This window comes from Qipengyuania marincola (genome assembly GCF_029688625.1).
GTDB lineage: Bacteria > Pseudomonadota > Alphaproteobacteria > Sphingomonadales > Sphingomonadaceae > Qipengyuania.
Map to the genome: position 1 here is coordinate 36,539 of NZ_JARULC010000002.1, position 18,035 is coordinate 54,573.

The 18,035-nt window shown below is 60.8% G+C and carries 12 protein-coding genes; 10 read left to right on the forward strand and 2 right to left on the reverse strand.

From position 1 onward, the window contains the following. Positions 1-7: 7 nt before the first annotated feature. Positions 8-1,177 carry an acetoacetate decarboxylase family protein gene (locus P8Q88_RS05340; protein ID WP_278322815.1) on the forward strand — a complete coding sequence of 390 codons (1,170 nt, stop codon included), beginning with the start codon at positions 8-10 and terminating at the stop codon, positions 1,175-1,177. Next, the gene (locus P8Q88_RS05345) at positions 1,174-2,214 is read left to right on the forward strand and encodes a hypothetical protein (RefSeq protein WP_278322816.1); all 1,041 of its coding nucleotides are present in this window, start codon (positions 1,174-1,176) and stop codon (positions 2,212-2,214) included. The genes P8Q88_RS05340 and P8Q88_RS05345 overlap by 4 nt, the downstream gene beginning before the upstream one ends. Here the strand turns inward: P8Q88_RS05345 and P8Q88_RS05350 are convergent. After that, on the reverse strand, positions 2,211-4,277 hold the full coding sequence (locus P8Q88_RS05350) for a TIR domain-containing protein (protein WP_278322817.1): 2,067 nt from the start codon (positions 4,275-4,277) through the stop codon (positions 2,211-2,213). The genes P8Q88_RS05345 and P8Q88_RS05350 overlap by 4 nt on opposite strands. Before the next feature lie 359 nt (positions 4,278-4,636). Here P8Q88_RS05350 and P8Q88_RS05355 point away from each other — a divergent pair, with 359 nt between their 5' ends. The 3 genes from P8Q88_RS05355 (at position 4,637) to P8Q88_RS05365 (ending at position 11,375) form a co-directional block, all read left to right on the forward strand. After that, positions 4,637-6,322 (forward strand): BCCT family transporter, encoded by a 1,686-nt coding sequence (locus tag P8Q88_RS05355; protein WP_278322818.1) that lies wholly within the window; start codon positions 4,637-4,639, stop codon positions 6,320-6,322. Positions 6,323-6,685: 363 nt separating this feature from the next. Continuing rightward, positions 6,686-9,331: a TonB-dependent receptor gene (locus tag P8Q88_RS05360; RefSeq protein ID WP_278322819.1), complete on the forward strand. Its 2,646-nt coding sequence runs from the start codon at positions 6,686-6,688 to the stop codon at positions 9,329-9,331. A gap of 76 nt (positions 9,332-9,407) precedes the next feature. After that, a complete protein-coding gene (locus tag P8Q88_RS05365; protein ID WP_278322820.1) occupies positions 9,408-11,375 on the forward strand; it encodes a tetratricopeptide repeat-containing sulfotransferase family protein in 1,968 nt (655 codons plus the stop codon). On the opposite strand, the gene P8Q88_RS05370 is transcribed toward P8Q88_RS05365, so the two are convergent. After that, positions 11,372-11,707 carry a tRNA-binding protein gene (locus P8Q88_RS05370; protein WP_278322821.1) on the reverse strand — a complete coding sequence of 112 codons (336 nt, stop codon included), beginning with the start codon at positions 11,705-11,707 and terminating at the stop codon, positions 11,372-11,374. The two genes, P8Q88_RS05365 and P8Q88_RS05370, sit on opposite strands and share 4 nt — an antisense overlap. Before the next feature lie 68 nt (positions 11,708-11,775). Here P8Q88_RS05370 and P8Q88_RS05375 point away from each other — a divergent pair, with 68 nt between their 5' ends. The 5 genes from P8Q88_RS05375 to P8Q88_RS05395 all read left to right on the forward strand — a co-directional run bounded on the left by P8Q88_RS05375 (position 11,776) and on the right by P8Q88_RS05395 (position 18,035). Then, positions 11,776-13,017, forward strand: a complete 1,242-nt coding sequence (locus P8Q88_RS05375) for an MFS transporter (RefSeq protein ID WP_278322822.1) — start codon at positions 11,776-11,778, stop codon at positions 13,015-13,017. Between the two features lie 261 nt (positions 13,018-13,278). Continuing rightward, a complete protein-coding gene (locus P8Q88_RS05380; protein WP_278322823.1) occupies positions 13,279-14,748 on the forward strand; it encodes an aspartate aminotransferase family protein in 1,470 nt (489 codons plus the stop codon). After that, positions 14,745-16,328, forward strand: coding sequence for a glycosyltransferase family protein (locus P8Q88_RS05385; RefSeq protein WP_278322824.1), 1,584 nt, complete (start codon positions 14,745-14,747; stop codon positions 16,326-16,328). The genes P8Q88_RS05380 and P8Q88_RS05385 overlap by 4 nt, the downstream gene beginning before the upstream one ends. Continuing rightward, a complete protein-coding gene (locus P8Q88_RS05390; protein ID WP_278322825.1) occupies positions 16,237-17,352 on the forward strand; it encodes a UbiA family prenyltransferase in 1,116 nt (371 codons plus the stop codon). The genes P8Q88_RS05385 and P8Q88_RS05390 overlap by 92 nt, the downstream gene beginning before the upstream one ends. Beyond that, complete coding sequence (locus tag P8Q88_RS05395) at positions 17,349-18,035, forward strand: HAD family hydrolase (RefSeq protein WP_278322826.1); 687 nt, start codon at positions 17,349-17,351, stop codon at positions 18,033-18,035. The genes P8Q88_RS05390 and P8Q88_RS05395 overlap by 4 nt, the downstream gene beginning before the upstream one ends.

Below are 18,035 nucleotides of genomic sequence, written 5' to 3' on the forward strand. Positions count from 1 at the left end.
CGTTGCGATGATCCTGAACCGCCAGGACATTCCTTTCGCGCAGAGTTCCAGCAGCGAACAGGTGCCGCCGCCCTATCACTTTCCCAATGTGAGCGTGCACACATTCGTGTGGCCGATCGATATCAGCCGGGTGCAAGCCTATTGCGACCAGAATTTCAATCTCGGCTCTGAGGAGGAGCGTGGCTTCACATATCGGCCGGCCGCCCTGTGGCCGTATGCGACGCTGATGTTCCTCGACTACCCTGTTATGACCAGCTCCAACCCCTACCCCTTGTCGCTCGATGATGAGGTGCCTTACACGGACCGGGGGATTATCAAGCAAAGAGAGGTCTTCGTCGCGCTCCCGGTCATCCGGTTTGGCACTAATCCCAAGACCCTGGTCACCGAAACGTCGCTGGAATGGGCCTTGCCGTTCATCGTCGTGAACAATCCCGTCTCGAGCGTCTGCGGGCGTGAGATGCTTGGGCTGGGGAAGCTGCTTTCCGATATCGACATCGGCGAAGGCAAGTATCACGGCAGTTTCGATGGCTCGGTAAAGCTCCCGGGATGGTCATCACTTGAGTCCAGCACTCCGATGGAAATACTGGAAATTGTTCGTGTTCAGACGAACCCGGCGCTGCCTACCTTTCGCACCACGCGTTCGCCCAAGACATCCTTGTCGACGCTTTTCGAAAGCCGGGAAGCGAGCGTTGCGATCGAAGAGTTCGCCAATTTCTCCAACTTCGTATCGGACATGTCCCTTGGCATGATCCCGACCAACATGCGTACGATCGGCCTGAAACAATATCGCGACGCAAAGGACCCCGAGCGCGCCGTCTACCAGGCGCTCGTCACGTGCCGATCGCGCTACTCGAATCTCTCGGACTTCAAGATGTACGATGAGGCCGATATCCATATCCAGTTCAATGATATCGGCACCTTCAACGAGATCCTGCAGGTCTTCCTGGAAGTCGGTGGGGAGCCTTCAGGCAGTCCGTTCTACCTCCAGCCGGTCGCAGGATGTCGCTTCACCGCCGATATCGACTTCGACCAGATGCGAGTGATCCACTCATTTGCGATTGATCGGGACAATGGCCTCCCTCCGATCCCCGCACAAAGTGATCTGACGGCCCCATGGGCACGGCCGCTCAAGGGCTTCTTCGGACCTCTTACGCATCCGAAGAGGAATGTCGAATGACCCGCTTTGTCCCTAACTTCTCAACGCAGCAATTGCCGCCGCCTTGGGTTTCCCTGGGGGCACGCAACTGGGTGTTCGCCATCAAGGTGCCGCAGAAATGCCTGCAGGACTTTCTCGACACGCATTTTAACTGCCCCGCGCCCGATTACGCACCCTATTTCTATGAAGCCTACGACTATCCTTATGGGCTCCTGCGCGTCACCAAGCACGACAACTTTTCAAGCGATTACGGCGGAGCCGCCGGGATGCGGACCCTTCGGAAAATCGATGTTGATTGGTCCTATCCGGTCACGCGCTGGCAGGTGTCGCCCGAAAACATCCGGTTCAATCCCCAAGTCGTGTGGGTTGAGCCAATGTCATTCGACAACAACAGCTATTCGATGTTCTCCAGCCGCGAGATCTGGGGGACCGAGTCCGAAATGGCGCGAATTGCTGCCGATGAGGAGACGGACCCGCCCCGCATGCATATCGATGTCGCAGTTCAAGGCGTGAAATACTTCAGGCCGAAGTCGATCAGTCACCTGATAGGTGTCCTGCACATCGAAATGAACCCGGAGGTCGAGTCCGAGCTGGAAAAGGAGCTCTCGAAACATCCGGGACTTGCGAGCTTTGTCGGGGTACTGTTTTCCAGCGTGCGCCTGAGCGGGCAGGCGGATTTCAACCACAACAGCGAAGTCAACACGCTCAAGCAGTTCCGCGACGTCTTCAATATGCGGGTCGCGGTCTATCGGGCGATTATCGCCTCGCGCACCGATCACACCGAAGTCGCGGACATGAAGTTCTATGACGGAAGCAAGGTCGAGCTCGACTTTATGTGGTCACAGACGATGGCCGAAGCGCTGCACGACTATTTCGGCTTTCCCAAAACCCCGCCGATGCAATCAGAAGAAGGCCATCCGGGAGGAGCGGACCAGATCGACAGCAAAGAGATCGATTGGAACCTGCCGCGACTTGGGAAGGAGGTTGTGCTTGCAGCATCCTTCACCTCGAACATCAGGTACGATATTCTCGATACACTGCACACCTACGGGTCCTAGGCCACTTCGCTGGCCTTTCCTTCGCTGATCCGGCGCCTGACTTCACTCTTGAAATCGTACGGCACCCATTCTGCGCAGGCCGGCCACACATCCATCGCCATCCAGTAATCGCAGAGCCCCAATCGGTAGCAAAGGTCGATGAAGCGAGGTGAGCGGTTGAGGCTGCTCCACCGGGCCATGCAGGTGCCGGGATAGATCCCTTCTGCCCGGTGGCCTTCGGGATCCAGGACGTCGTCGAAATTTGCCCGCTCGGCCAAGGCGAAGGCCTCGTCGACCAGGCCGTATTGCGAAATGCCCTCGATCAGATTGAGTGCTATCGTCCCTGTTCGCTCAACGAAGCGAGAATAGGACTCCAGCCTCTCCAGCTTCATATCCATGTCGTCTTGCCTGATCGGCTCGGCAAATCGGACGGTGGCGTTGAGCGCGTCACGCGGCCACCCCTCGAACCGCTCGATGGACGGCAATGCAGCCTCATAGATATCCCATCGCCGAAAGACCGCCGCCTCGTTCAGCAATGACAGCAGAATGCCGATGTTGTCGGGCCATATGCGATGCAGTTCCTGGTGCGCGCGAACCGAACCTTCGTAGTCACCGACGTACGCGCGCAATTCCGCGACATGGAGCCGGGCTGAGGGCATCATCGGGTTCAAGGTGCAGGCCTTCTCCGCCAATCGCAGCGCTTCCTCAAAGCGTCCGACGCTCCAGTAGAGCGCACTCATATCGTTCAGCGCCTCGGCATTGTGCGGAGCGACGGCAAGCGCTTTCCGGAGAAATTCCTCGCGCTTCGCATACGCACCCCAGGGCTCGAGCCGCGCCATCGCAACGTAAGCACCGGAGCACTTGGGATCGAGCTCCAATGCTCTTTTCGCGGCATGCATGACATCGGCGCTTGCTCGCGCGAAGTTCCGCTTTTCGACTGCATAGCGCCAAACATCAGCACGGGCACTGGCAAGCAATTCCCACCCAACGGCAAAATCGGGCGCTCCTTTGACGACGCGCTCAAGGATCGGGACCGCACGGCGAGCGGAATCGTCGAATTGCGGGTCACCTTCGGCAAGGATGGCCCGCGCGCGCAGGAATTCTTCGTAAACTGCCGCTTCCAACTCGACGCTCTGCGGGGGAGTCGCCAACTTGACCTGAAGCGCTTCCGCAACTGCCAGGGCAATCGTTTCCTGAAGGGTGAAGACATCGTCAAGGTCGCCGTCGAAACGGTCGGCCCACAACGCACTCTGCGTCGCGCAGTCGACAAGCTCAGCCGAAATGCGCACGTGCGAGCCGCTCCGACGGACAGTGCCATCGAGCAAGTGACTGGTGCCGAGCGCCGCGGTCACCTTGGGAATGGACTTGTCCGTGCCACGGAACTGGAAGCTGGAAGATCGCGCGACCACCCGCAGATTGGCAGAGCTGGCGACTGTGCGCTGTATTTCTTCGGAAACCCCGTCGCAAAAATAGGTCAGCTCTTCATCTGACGAGAGATTGTCGAACGGCAGCACGCCGAGCAACGGCGTGCGATCGGCCTCTGCAATCGGCGCCGGGTCTGGCTCGGGGCTCGCCGTTCGGCTCTCGATCGCCTTTGCAGGCTTTGCGTGCCGAGATGGCTTGTTCACGAATTTCGCGACGTCTTCGACGAAGGCAAGCCAGGCTCTATCGTCGGGCTCGCCCTTCCAATGGCCAAGTTCAGCGGTTTGAGTGAGCTCAAACATGATCGGCCTTTCGCATGGCTCGATCATGGCCGGGACCAGCGTGTTGTTGCGGTCCGCTATGGTTGCTTCGGAACGAACCCAGCGAGAGACCACCGAGCGCTGCGACCACAGGACGACGACGGCCTTGGCATTTCTCAGCGCAGCTTCGGTAACTTCGTCATACGCCTCGCCTGACCTGAGCGCCTGGTCCCACCAAACTGTGAACCCTTCACGCTCTAGCCCCTCGGCAAAGCGGCGAGCGATTTCGGCATCCTGCCGATTGTAAGAAAGGAATATCTCGGAAATGCGTTCAATTCCCTGACGTGTTGCCTGTCCATATGGCCAAAGCGACCGATAGCCTGCCATTGCAGGATCGATCAACAAGGCAAAGCACCGCCTCCGATCCGTAGTGCCAGTGAGACGGGCTTCAATGAAGCCGCGAGCGGTGGTGCGATCTTAGCCTCGAACGTCGAGCGCATAGCGCATAGCGCATAGCGCATAGCGCATAGCGCATAGCGCAGCCGCGCATTGCGATTGTCGTAGCTTCGATTGCAAGCGTGCGTTGCCTCGACATCTTGGAGCGACGCGTCAGCTCTTCCACCCGCCCGATGGGCTCGCTCGTCCTCGGTTTGCATTGACAAGCTGCGCCCCTATGGTGGCTTGGCCGACACAGCTTGCGGCGGCGGTCCATATCGGACCGGGCCTCGCATCTCCTCACCAGCACCAACAGCGCAGGATCAATGACCTCAGAGACCAACGCACCGATTGATCCTCCCCTCATTGAATTGCCGATCGAGACCGCCGACCGCGGGTTCTACGACGGTTTCAGCAGAGCCGTCACGATCCCGTCGAAAATCATCGTCTCGCTGCTGATTATGTGGGCGATATTTTTCCCCGTCAGCGCCAACGAAACGCTTTCGGCGGCGAATTCGACAATCATCCGGTCTTTCTCGGGCTGGTACGTCTACCTCGTCGCCTTTCTGATGCTGACCTGTTTCGTGGTCGCAATTATTCCGCAATCGGGCCGGCTCCGGATCGGCGGGCAGGACGAGAAGCCGGAATTCGGGCGCTTCTCTTGGTTCGCCATGCTGTTCGGAGCAGGGATCGGCATCGGCATGCTGACCTATTCGACCGGTGAGCCGCTCGCGCATTTTTCCAACAACCCCGACATCATTCGCGGGACGATCGAGGCGCGTTCGCCGGAGGCAGTGCGCCCCGCCTATATCTATACCTTCCTTCATTGGGGGTTCGCGGCCTGGGGATCCTATGCCCTGGTCGGCTTGGCGATCGGCTATGTCGCTTATCGCCGCGGCCTGCCGCTGACGATCCGGTCCGCGCTCGCCCCGCTGTTCGGCAAGGTGTTGTCCGGCCTGTCGGGTCACCTCGTCGATATCGTTGCGGTGGTGGCGACCATTCTCGGAGTCTCGGTAACGATGGGCCTCGGTGTCGAACAATTCGTCAACGGGCTGGCTCGGCTGGGGCTTGGCGACTGGCTTCTCGATGCGGACGGCTCATCGTCCACGCCGGCCGTCATAATCGCCCTTGTCCTGCTGGTTGGTGCCTCGACACTCAGCGCGCTTTCGGGAGTAGGCAAGGGGATCAAGTGGCTCTCGAACCTGAACATGGGTCTATCGTTTCTGCTGCTTGCACTGTTTCTTGTGGTCGGCTCGGGCCTCTATGGCCTTTCGTTGCTGGGCACGGGGCTGGTCGACTATGTGATCACACTCGTCCCGAATTCGCTCACGCTCTATCCGGAAGCGGGTAGCGAAATGGCGCAAGCGCTCGTCCAGTGGCAGCTCGACTGGTCAGTCTTCTATTGGGCGTGGTGGATCGCCTTTGCCCCCTTCGTCGGCATGTTTATTGCCCGCATCTCGCGCGGACGGACCGTGCGCGAATATGTGTTCGGCGTCGTGCTGGTACCCTCACTGATGTGTTTCGTGTGGATGGCCGTTGTCGGTGGCACGGCGATCCATTTGGAACTGAGCGGCGCCGCGGGCGGATCGATTGTCGATGCGGGCATATCCGATCAGCTCTATGCAACGCTGGCGGTGCTCCTGGATCCTGCGCTGGCCGCAGTCGTCTCCGGCCTCGTGGTCATTCTGCTGATGACCTATCTGATTACGTCGGCAGACAGCGCGATACTGATCGTCAACACCATCAACGGCGCGGGCGAAACCGAAGGAGAGCGGCGTCACCACATCCTTTTCTGGGGTGCGGCCCTGGCCTTCGTGGTCGGCAGCATGCTGATCCTGGGCGGTATCGATGCGATCCGGATCACGATGATTATCGGGGCGCTGCCCTTCTCACTCGTCGTCGCCCTGATGGCAGTTTCGATCCTCAAGGCGATCGCCTTCGACCTTTTTCGAAAGCGGCATGGCGTGCCGACCACTGCCGAAGGTTGCGCCGCTGTCGCCCAAAGCAAGTAACGGATTCCCATCCGTTTTTCGCATGGACTTCGCGAGTTAAAATAAAAAATTCACTATAGTGAATTATATTTGCAGATACTTGGGTGTGATATAAATCCGCTAAGAGTAAAATAGTCTATCGATTTTAATTCCGAGTTCGGCACTTGAAGAACACATCTTAAGCTCTTCAAGTGCGGACTCTTTGCCACAGGACTCCTGCCGATCCCGTTTTTGCCACTCGCCCCGGTGGCCGCCGGGTTTTTCGGTTGCTATCGCCGTTCGGCTGTCCCGGTTATTTTCGGGAAGCACGAACTGTTCGAGCGATGCTTCATTCTGGAGCACCCGCAACCACGGTTCGCAATCGAGAGCAAGGGCATTCCCATCATGAGAAAATTCGTAAGCGGCGCATCGGCCGGGGCGTTGGCTGTTGCGCTGGCATCGCCTGCCATGGCGCAAGACGCTGCACCTGCCGCGCAGGAGCGCCGAGGTGGCGTCGACGTCATCATCGTGACCGCGCAAAAGCGCAGCGAGGATTTGCAGGACGTCCCCGTCTCGGTTCAGGCGCTGGGCGAAGAGGGCCTCGAAGAGCTCAACATCGACACATTCGAGGATTACCTCGACCAGCTTCCGACCGTGACCGCCGGCGGTAGTGGCCCGGGCCAGAGCACGATCTATATTCGCGGCCTCGCGTCGACCACGCCAAACCTCACGACAGCCGGCGTGGCGGGCCTCGCGCCCAACGTCGCGCTCTATCTCGACGAGCAACCGCTGGCACAGCCGGGCCGGAATCTCGATGTCTATGCCGCCGACCTGGCGCGGATCGAGGTCCTTTCAGGGCCGCAGGGCACGCTCTTCGGTGCAAGTTCGCAGGCTGGCGTGGTGCGCCTGATTACCAACAAGCCCGATCTTGGCGGTTTCGATGCTGCGGCCAGCGCGGGTGTCTCCTTCACCAAGGGTGGCGAGACGAGCTACAAGGCGGAAGCCATGCTCAACGTTCCGGTGACCGACAGCCTTGCGGTGCGCGGCGTGGTCTATCTCGACGATCAGGGCGGCTACATCGACAATGTGGCCGGCACGCAGAATCTCAGGGAGAGCGCGCGTTTCCGCCCGGCCGGTACCGTGCGCTCGAACGGCGTCCCGGTCAGCGACCTTCGCGCCGGCTTTCAGTCCACTGCCGATCTCGACGACGTCACGTTCCTCGATGCCGACAATGCCGGCCTCGTCGAAGACGATTTCAACGACACGCAATACTCTGGTTTCCGCGCGACCGCGTTGTGGGAAATCACGCCCGACTGGCGCGTGACGCTCGCGCATTCGCGGCAGAGTATCGAGAGCGACGGTGTCTTCTTCGCCGATCCCGAACTCGGCGGCCTCGATGATCTGGAAATCCAGCGCGACGAGGACGACCGGCTGGAGGACGACTTTTCGAATACCAGCTGGACGGTCGAAGGTCGGCTGGCCATGCTCGATATCGTCTACACGGGGGCCTACACCGATCGCGAGACAGAGCAGCGGGTCGACTACACCGACTACCTATTCGTGGGTCAGTACCTTCCTTACTACATCTGCGACGGCTCGGTGAGCTATCCGGGTGCTGCCGATCCCAGCGGCACCTGCCAGGCGCCGAACCTCTATGTGACGTCGGACAGCAAGACGACGGTCTTCACGCAGGAACTGCGCTTCAGCACCCCGGCCGAGAACCGCTGGCGCGTGACCGCGGGCGGCTTCTATTCCGACCTCGAGCTCGAAGAACGGAACGACTTCGCCTATCCCGGTAATGTCATCGCGCAGCCCTTCGGCCCGTTTGCGCCAAATTTCCCGCAGGAAGGCTACACCAGCCAGCCTGGGCCGTTCCCGGCCGACACGATCTTCCGCAACGACATCCGCCGCACGGATGAACAGTTCGGCATCTTCGGCGAAGCGGCATTCGATATCGTCCCCGACCTGCTGACAGTCACGCTGGGCGCCCGCTATTACGACATTGAGGTGGATTTCGAAGGCAGCGCCAATGGCAGCTTCTGCAACAGCGGTGCGGCCGAGGACGCCAATGCGTTCGGCACGGACCTCAACGATCTCTACGATGGCGATGGCAGCTTCACATTCATCGGATCGTGCAACGCGGCTCTGCGCCAGACGTTCACGCTGAGCGACAGCCTGCAGGATATCCAAGATTCGGGTCTCAGCGCTACCCAGGCGCAACAGGTGTTCAATGCGGTCCGCGCGCCCGACACGGCTTCGACCGACGGATTGATCTATAAGGGCACGCTGACGCTTACCCCGAACGAGGACCTGCTGTTCTACGCGACCTATTCGGAAGGTTTCCGTCCCGGTTTGCTGAACCGTCCGGGTGGTGCAACCAATGGCGCGGGCTTCACGGTCCCGTTCGAGTTGGAGACCGACGAGGTCAAGAACTACGAAATCGGATGGAAGACCGACCTCTTCGATGGCCAGTTCCGATTCAACGGCAGCGCCTTCTATGTCGACATCAGCCGCTTGCAGACGACGATCTTCGATCCTTCGATCACCAACCTGTTCTTCTCGGCCAATGCTGCCGATGCGGAAATCAGGGGCATCGAGGCCGACTTCACTGTCGCGCCATTCTCTGCTCCCGGCCTGACGGTCGCCGGCGCCTTCTCGATCCTCGACACGGAAATCACGGAAGTGCTGATCCCGACCGACGATGTCGTAGCAGGGTCCGACCTCGCCTTTGCGCCGTCCTTCCAAGGCAATATCCGGGTGCGGTATGAATGGGATCTCAGCGATACGCTGGGCGCCTATTTCCAGCCGCAGGTGACGCACTCCGCCTCGAAGTTCACCGACGTGATCGAGATCAACAAGCTCAAGCTCGATGGCTACACGCTGTTCGACCTTGCGGCCGGCATCACCTCGGCCAACTGGAGGTTCGAACTCTTCGGCGAGAATCTGTTCGACACCCGCGCCGAAATCTCGGGCAACTATGTCAACGACCGTCCGCGGATCGCGACGAACCGGCCGCTGACCGTCGGCCTCAGGGCCTCGTACAACTATTGATCCGATAGACCGGACAACGCGCGGCGGGAGCGAAGGACGACTTCGCCCCCGCCGTTCGTTTTGGTAGGGCCCTCGCATGAGCGATCGCGCAGCACAGTTGGCATCGGCCCAGAGGGCTTTGCAGGCGAGCGACTTCGCACGCGGTCTCGCAATCGCAGAGACTCTGCTTCAGCAAGACCCGGACGACGGTGAAGCCCTCTACATGGCGGCCGTCGCGGCGCGCTATCTCGACCGTTTCGACGATGCTGTCCATTTGCTGGCAAGGCTGCATGCGGCCATGCCCGAATACGGGCGCGCATGGCAGGAGGCAGGCCACCTCGCCCGCGCTCGCGGTGACGTCGGGCAAGCGCTCGAAGCCTATGCGCGTGCGGTGCGATTCAATCCGGCGCTCGATGCAAGCTGGCGGGCGCTCGCCGAGCTCGAACAGGCCCGCGGCCGACTGGCCGAAGCGCAGGCTGCCTCTGCACAGGCGCAACGCATCGCCGCTCTGCCCAAGGAGCTGGTGGCGGTTACCCACCACCTTCACGAAGGACGCATCCTGCGGGCCGAAGAAATCTGTCGCCACTTCCTTCGTACCAATCCGCGCGATGTCGAGGGCATGCGCCTGCTCGCACAGATCGGCATCAAGCTGGGCATTCTCGACGACGCCGAATTCCTCCTCGAAAGCGCCACCGCGTTCGCACCTGACAATCTCCAGCTCCGTCTGGACTATATCGATGCCTTGCGCAGGCGGCAGAAGTTCGACCGCGCTCGCGAAGAGGCAGAGGCCCTGCACGCGCGCGATCCGGACAATCCGCTGTTCCAGTCGCACCTCGCAATCGAGAGCATGCAGACGGGCAATTACGACCGCGCCTTCGAACTCTTTGATGCGATCCTCGATCGTCTGCCGGGCGACGTCGCCACGCTGACCAGTCGCGGCCACGCGCTCAAGACGACCGGCAGACAGGAGGCTGCAGTCGAGAGCTACCGCGCGGCGGTGGCTGCCAGGCCAGCCCATGGCGATGCATGGTACGCGCTCGCAAATCTGAAGACCTATCGCTTCGGCGACGACGAAATCGCGACCATGCGCGATCAGGCCGGGCGACCCGATCTCGCTTTCATGGACCGTGTCCACTTGTCTTTCGCACTTGGCAAGGCGCTGGAAGATCGCGCGAATTACGAAGAAAGCTTCGGCTTCTACCGGACCGGCAATGATCTCAAACGCGCCCAGACCCGCTACAAGGCGGATACCATGAGCGCAGAGCTCGCACGACAGCGCGAGGTCTGCACGCCGGAGCTGTTCGCTAGGCATGCTGGATCGGGACACCCCGCCACCGACCCGATCTTCATACTCGGCCTGCCGCGGGCCGGTTCGACATTGCTCGAACAGATCCTCGCCAGTCATAGCCAGGTCGACGGCACGCTGGAATTGCCCAACATCCTCGCGCTCGCGCACCGCTTGCGCGGGCGCAGGGCTGGCCAGTCACGCTACCCCGAGGTCCTGCACGAGCTCACTCCGGACCAGCTGACAGCGTTCGGCGAGAAGTTCATCGAGGACACAAAGATCCACCGGCAAGGCGCGCCGTTCTTTATCGACAAGATGCCGAACAACTTCCGCCACATCGGCCTCATCCAGCTGATCCTGCCCAATGCAAAAATCATCGATGCGCGCAGGGCGCCGATGGATTGCTGTTTTTCGGGCTTCAAGCAGCTTTTCGCCGAGGGGCAGGAATTCACTTACGGCCTGACCGAAATCGGACGGTACTATTCCGACTATGTGGCGCTGATGGACCACTGGGACGCGGTGCTGCCGGGCAAGGTCTTGCGCGTGCAGCACGAAGATGTGCTTGACGATCTCGAAGGACAGGTCCGGCGCATGCTCGACTATCTGGAGCTTCCGTTCGAAGAGGCATGCCTGAATTTTCACAAGACCGATCGCGCCGTGCGAACTGCGAGCAGCGAACAGGTCCGCCAGCCGATCAACCGTAGCGGGCAGGATGCGTGGAAATGCTACGAACCGTGGCTAGGTGATTTGAAAAACGCGCTGGGCCCACTGGCACCTTAGGCGAGGCGCGATCCGTTCGGGACGTTGCCCGGATCCGCGAGTACAATCGCGCCTTGCGCGTCCGGGAAACCGAGCACCAGTACCTCGGACAGGAATGGTCCGATCTGGCGTGGCGGAAAATTGACGACAGCCATCACCTGGCGCCCGATCAGTCCCGTCGGCGTGTAATTCTCGGTGATCTGGGCGGAACTTTTCCGGATGCCGATCTCGGGGCCGAAGTCGACGCGCAACTTGATCGCTGGCTTGCGCGCTTCTGGGAATTCGCTGGCTTCCACCACAGTACCGCAGCGTATGTCCACTTTGAGGAAGTCGGCGAATTCGATCTGATCCATAGCCCTGGCCTAAAGCGTGCACCAAAGCCTGTCGACAGTGCGCTCCTGCGGCCTTAGGCGGATTCGCGATGCTGGCACCGCTTCAATCCGTCCGCACTCTTCTGATCGCCATCTTCATGCTCATGGCAGGGAGCGGCTTTCTCTCGACCCTTATCGCGGTCCGGCTCGAGATCGCCGGCGCCAATGCCTTCACCATCGGCATGGTGGGGACTGCATATTTCGGGGGCCTGATGGTCGGATCGTTTCGCGTTCCCGCACTGATCGGACGCATCGGCCACATCCGCGCATTCGCGGCCTTCGTCACGATCTTTTCCGCGAGCAGCCTAGCCTACGCGCTCGCAATGGACCCGCTGGCATGGACGGCGTTGCGCTTTGTCGACGGCATCGCAATGGCAGGCGTATTTGTGTGCCTGGAAAGCTGGCTCAACCGCCAGGCCGCGCCGCAATCGCGCAGCACGATCCTGGCTGCCTATATGGTGTTTCTCTATGGCGGCCAGGCAGCGGGGCAGTTCCTCCTCAATCTGGGCGAGGATCGTCCGGACCTGCCGTTCATGTTTTCGGCCATTCTGCTTTCGCTGGCGCTCCTGCCGGTCGTGCTTACGCGGATGGAACAGCCCCGGGTTGAAACGATTGCCGCATTTTCCCTGCGCCGCCTCTACGACGCGTCGCCGCTCGGCGTGGTCGGTGTCGTTCTGACAGGTGCGATCCTCGGTGCGTTTTACGGACTGGGCGCAGTCTACGTACAGCGGATCGGTTTGGGGCTTTCCCAGGTTGCGCTGTTCACCAGTTGCGTCATCGCGGGAGGCGTCGCCCTGCAGACGCCGCTCGGCATGCTTTCCGATCGGTTCGACCGCCGCAAGGTGATCGTCGGCTGCCTTCTCGCGGTAGTTTTGATATCCGCAGCAATTGCCTTCCTGCCGCTTGCTCGCCTCGCGCTCTTCGCATGCGGCGGGCTCTTCGGCGGATTTGCATTCGCACTCTACCCGCTCTGTGTGGCGCATTCCAACGATCACCTCGGAGAGGATGAGCGCCTTGAAGCGAGCAGCGGCCTCGTGCTCGCCTACTCCGCAGGAGCGGTTGCGGGCCCGCTGCTGGCCTCGCTGTCTCTATCAAGCCTTGGCGCGCCCGGGTTGTTCGTCCTGACAGGCGGCCTTGCACTTACCGGGGCGATGTTCGGACTTGCCCGCATGGTTGTTGCGGCGCCCGTCAGTGCGGATGATCAGCAGTCCTTCAGGGGCCTTCCCCGAACGACGCCGATGGTCGCCGTACTTGAGACCGAAGCAGAGCGCGGCTCGAACACGGAGCATTAGCCCGCCCAGTCGTCCCGCTGCATCCTGGCTACAGCGGCTATCGCCAAGCGCGCCACCCGAAATCAGCCCGTTGAATTGCCGCCTGGGCATGGGCAAGCCTCATCGGCGACCGCAGCCTAGCCCATCCGATAGAGGATTAAGCTTTATGGCTTAGCCCCGGACACCTTGTGGCCAATAGTAACCGCCTCGCAATGCGGTACAAATCGTATCCTCGAACCATGCTCATAGAGCACGCGAACCCGGGGGCGGTCGATGACCTCAATGTCGAAAATCGAAGCGCGGCGTGATCGTCTGGCTGATCGCGATTTGCTGACGCTCGAACAGAGCTTGGCCTTGACCAATCAGGAAGCGATGCCGCTCTACGAAAGGCATCTCAACAAATACCTGCTGCAGGTTTACGACATTCTCGGGCTCAAGGACATGGATGTCCGCAGCGCCCAGGGCTTGTGTCTCAATCTCGCAGACGGCCGCACCATTCTCGATTTCTCGGGCGGCTTCGGCGTGCTCGGCCTGGGGCACAACCACCCGCGCATCCTCGCAGCCGAGAAACGGTGCCACGAGGAAAAGCTGCTCGATTGCATCAAGATCGCGCCGCACAAGCTGCAAGGTGCGCTGGCTTACAATATCTCGCGCTTCCTGCCCGAACCGCTCGATGTCAGTTTCCTGGCGGTATCGGGCGCCGAAGCGAACGAGGCGGCGATGAAGCTGTGTGAGCGCGTGCAGACGCCGCGAGGCAAGACCAAGTTCCTGTGCATGCAAGGCGCCTTTCACGGCAAGACTCACGGCGCCCTGTCCATGACCACGGCGACCGACGTGCAGACCGGGTTCCTGCTCGGGGTGCCGAAAGAAAACATGATCTACGCCGGATACGGCAATATCGACAGTGTGCGTCACGCCATCGAGCGCGAAAGCCGTAATGGCACGAACTCGATCATCGCCTGTTTCATCGAAACCCTGCGCGGAACCAGCTGCGAATCCCCACCGCCCGGCTATTTCGAAGAGCTTGTCCGCATTTGCCGAAGCGCCGACATTCTGACCGTCTTCGACGAAATCAAGGTCGGTATGGGCCGCACCGGGCGGTTCTGCGCGTTCCAGCACGAGGATGCAGTTCCGGATGTGGTGACCATGGCTAAGACGCTTGGCGGGGGGAAGCGCGAAATCGGCGCGATGGTCACCTCGCAGGCGCTGTTCGACAAGGCTTACGGTAACAAGCAGGACTGCAATCTGCACAGCTCCAGCTTCAGTGGCATGGGCGGCACCTGTGCGATCGCAATCGAAACGCTCAACATTCTCGACGACGAAGACCTGATTGGCCGCGCCGGCGCGATGGGCGATTACATGGACGCGCGCTTCCGGGAATTGCAGGACAAATACCCGCGTACGATCCTCGAGGTGCGTGGAAAGGGCTGCTTCAAGGCAATCCGGTTCAATTTCGGGCAATCGCTTGCGGAAAAGCTGGTCGATATCCGCACCAACCCGCTGTTCACTACCTACCAGACCGTGCTTATCGGGTCGCTGACACGCGAACTGTACGAACGTCACGACATACTGTGCCACTTTCAGCCGGGCGCTCGCGACCTGCTGCACTTCATGCCGCCCTTCATTGTCGAGAAGCGGGAGATCGACCGGCTGGTCGATGCGCTCGACGATATCCTGGCGCGCGGCCTGCCCGATGCGACGGTTCGCTTCGTGGCCAAGAACATCAAACGCGTCTTTGCGCGGAGCGGATGATGCGATCCCTAGCCGCAGACCCGACCGAACTCACCCTGCGGCACATGCCTCTGGTTCAGCGTCGCGATGCGCAGATCGCCTGTATCGCCATTCTCGCGTTCGCACTTGGCTTCTACCTGCTCAACACCGCGCAGGGCATCGGGATCTTCACCGACAGCACACGCTACATGGGGATCAGCGCTCGCCCTTACGATGCGCCGCTCTATCACTGGGCGCTGACCGGCGGGGTCTGGCTGGGCCTCAATTTTTCGACCACCGCATGGATCATCGGCCTCGCTACCCTGGTTGCGAATGTCGTGCTGGTCTTCACCTTGCTTGCGCGGGTGGTCGCCGGGTGGCTCGTGCCTGCCATCGGCACCGCGTTGGTCGTCCTGTCACCGCAATTCGTAACGCTGCAGTCCAGCGCAATGTCGGAGCCGCCATTCCTGGCCTTCCTGTTGCTCACCATGCACGCCGCGCTGTCCTATTTCCAGTCGCGCAGTGCGGCTGCCCTCATCGCCTGTTCGGTCTTTCTGGGTCTCGCGACGCTGACCCGCTTTTCCGCTCCGCCGCTCGGCGCAGCTATTGCCGTGCTAATTCTTGCCACGCCCGCCATGGACCGCAAGGACAAGCTACGCGACGTCATGCTCCTCTTCGGAATTGGTGGTGCCCTGTTCCTTGGCTGGATGGCGTACAGTCAGCTGACCGCAGGGCGCTCGATCGGGCGTGACCTGTGGTTCTACGGCAATATGGGACCGGAGGAATGGCTCTCGAGCCTGGAGGTCATGACGGCATGGATCCTGCCGGACCAATTCCCGCTCGCGGTCCGGATCGCGGCGCTGATAGGCGTTCTGTGGTTTGGCCTTTCCCACGGGATCGTTGCCATGCGGGCCTTCGCTTCGCCCGAAGGGCACAGAACAAACATCGCATGGAGCAGTCTGAGCGCTATGCTTGCGCTGTTCTTTATCTTCTACATGATCTTCATCGTCCTGTCGGTGTCGATCGAAGCGAACCTGACACTCACGGGGCGCTATGCCTTTCCGGCCTATGCCATACTGGCCATGCTTGTGGCCCTCGGCATCGCACGGTCTCGCGTCACGCCTTCGGCCATTCGGCATGGCCCGGCGATCCTGATCGGTGTGGCGCTGTGCATCGGCGCCCTGCATAGCGCGCGCAGCGCGGCCCGCACGCCCGAAGTCTATCGCGAGGGCTACGGATACCAGCATGTCAGCTGGCGCACCTCCCCCACCTTGCTGGCAATCGACGCCTTGCCGCAACACGCTGTGATCTATTCCAACGGGCCCGATATCATTTCCTTCCACACCGGCCGAACCACGCAGTTCACGCCGCACGAATATCTCCTGCGCACGCATCTGCCAGAGGTCGGCAATCCCGTGTCGAAACAAATCGACCGAATTCGCGGCATCGCGGACCATTACCCGACCTATGTCGTCATGTTCGATCGCGTCGACTGGCGTCATTACCTTGCAGAGGAAAACGAACTCGTGAGTGAGCTGGCACTGGATAAGCCGGCCGCCTTCCGTGACGGGCGCATCTACCAAGTTCCTCGCTCTCCCCAGCCCCCGGCCGAAGGAAACTGACATCGTGAAGACCGACACCGAGCGGCGCGACGCCTCATATGCGTCCCAGGCGGAATCCGGCGGACTTGCTGATTACCTGTCGCTGGCGCGCTTCGATCATATCACGAAGCACGTCTTCATTCTTCCGGGCCTCATCATGGCCTACGCCTTGCGCGAGCCTCCGCTGGGCGACCTCTGGTTCTCCATTCTCATCGGCTTCGCCAGCGCGATTGCCGTCGCTTCGGCCAATTATGTGATCAATGAATGGCTCGATCGGGAATTTGACGCCCATCACCCGAGCAAGTCGTCGCGCGCATCGGTTTCCGCCAGCCTGTCCGCCCCAGTGGTCTATGGCGAATATGTCGTGCTTGCAGTCGCGGGGATTGCCCTGGCCAGCCTGCTGGGCACGATGTTCCTGCTGGTATCCTTCCTGTTCCTGGCATCGGGCTGGATCTACAATATCGAGCCGGTGCGCTCGAAGGACAAACCCTTCGTCGATGTCATATCGGAGTCGGTCAACAACCCGATCCGGCTGACGCTTGGCTGGCTGATGGTCGATCCGGCCAGCCTCCCGCCGCTGAGCCTTCTCCTTGCCTACTGGTTCGGCGGAGCCTTCCTGATGGGGGCCAAGCGCCTGTCAGAATACCGCGACATCGTCGCGGAAACGGGACGCGAAACCTTGGTGCGCTATCGCAAGTCCTTCGCCGGCTACACGGCGGAAAGCCTGACGGTCAGTTGTTTTCTCTACGCCATCATCTCCTCTTTTTTCCTAGGCGTGTTTCTGATCCGCTACCGTCTGGAATACATTCTTGCTTTCCCGCTCATTGCCGGCCTGTTCGGCTGCTACCTGTGGCTGTCGATGATCAAGAATTCGATCGCGCAGCGTCCCGAGCGCATGTTTCGCTCGCGGCGCCTGATGGCATCGCTCACCGCGGCCAGCGTGGCCTTGCTGGTGCTGTCCTTCGTCGACATTCCAGAGCTTGCCGATTTAATGGAACGCAGTTTCGTGCCGGTTGATATGCAGCGGCCCCGCACATCGGGATGAGCATCGACTGGTCGAACACCGCCCTTGTCGTGTTCGATCTCGACGGGACGCTTTATGACCAGCGTCCTGTCAGGGCGGCGATGGCGCGAGCCCTGCTGGCCGAAACCTTGCGGGAAGGCAGTCTGAGGACAGCCCGCATCCTGCGTGTTTACAGGCAGTCGGGCGAAAGACATCCCGACCCCATGCCGGACGATTTTTGTGCGTGGCGGATCAATCATACCGCGCGGCGATGCGCAGTCGAGCCGGCGACTGTACGCACAACGGTCGATCAATGGATGCATAAACGCCCGCTCCCGCTGCTTCGACGGCACAGGGTCGAAGGGCTGGAAAATGTATTTGCCGGCTTGCGCAGAACGGGACGGCGGATCGCCATATGGTCAGACTATCCGGTCGGCAGGAAACTGGCAGCGCTGGGATTGACCGCCGACTTCGAGTTGTGGACGGGCCAGCCACTCATGCAACGCCCGAAACCCGATCCCGAGGGATTGCGACATGTACTGGACAGCATGGGCACATCGCCTCGCGAGGCGCTCGTGATCGGCGATCGGTTCGACAGGGATTGGGAAGCGGCGCAGCGCCTCTCCATTCCGGTGTTCATGCGCTCGCGCAAGCGCGATCCGCGAGCGCCCACCTTCTGGCGATATACCGACCCAGCCTTTTCGCCCATCGTGCAGGAGCGATAG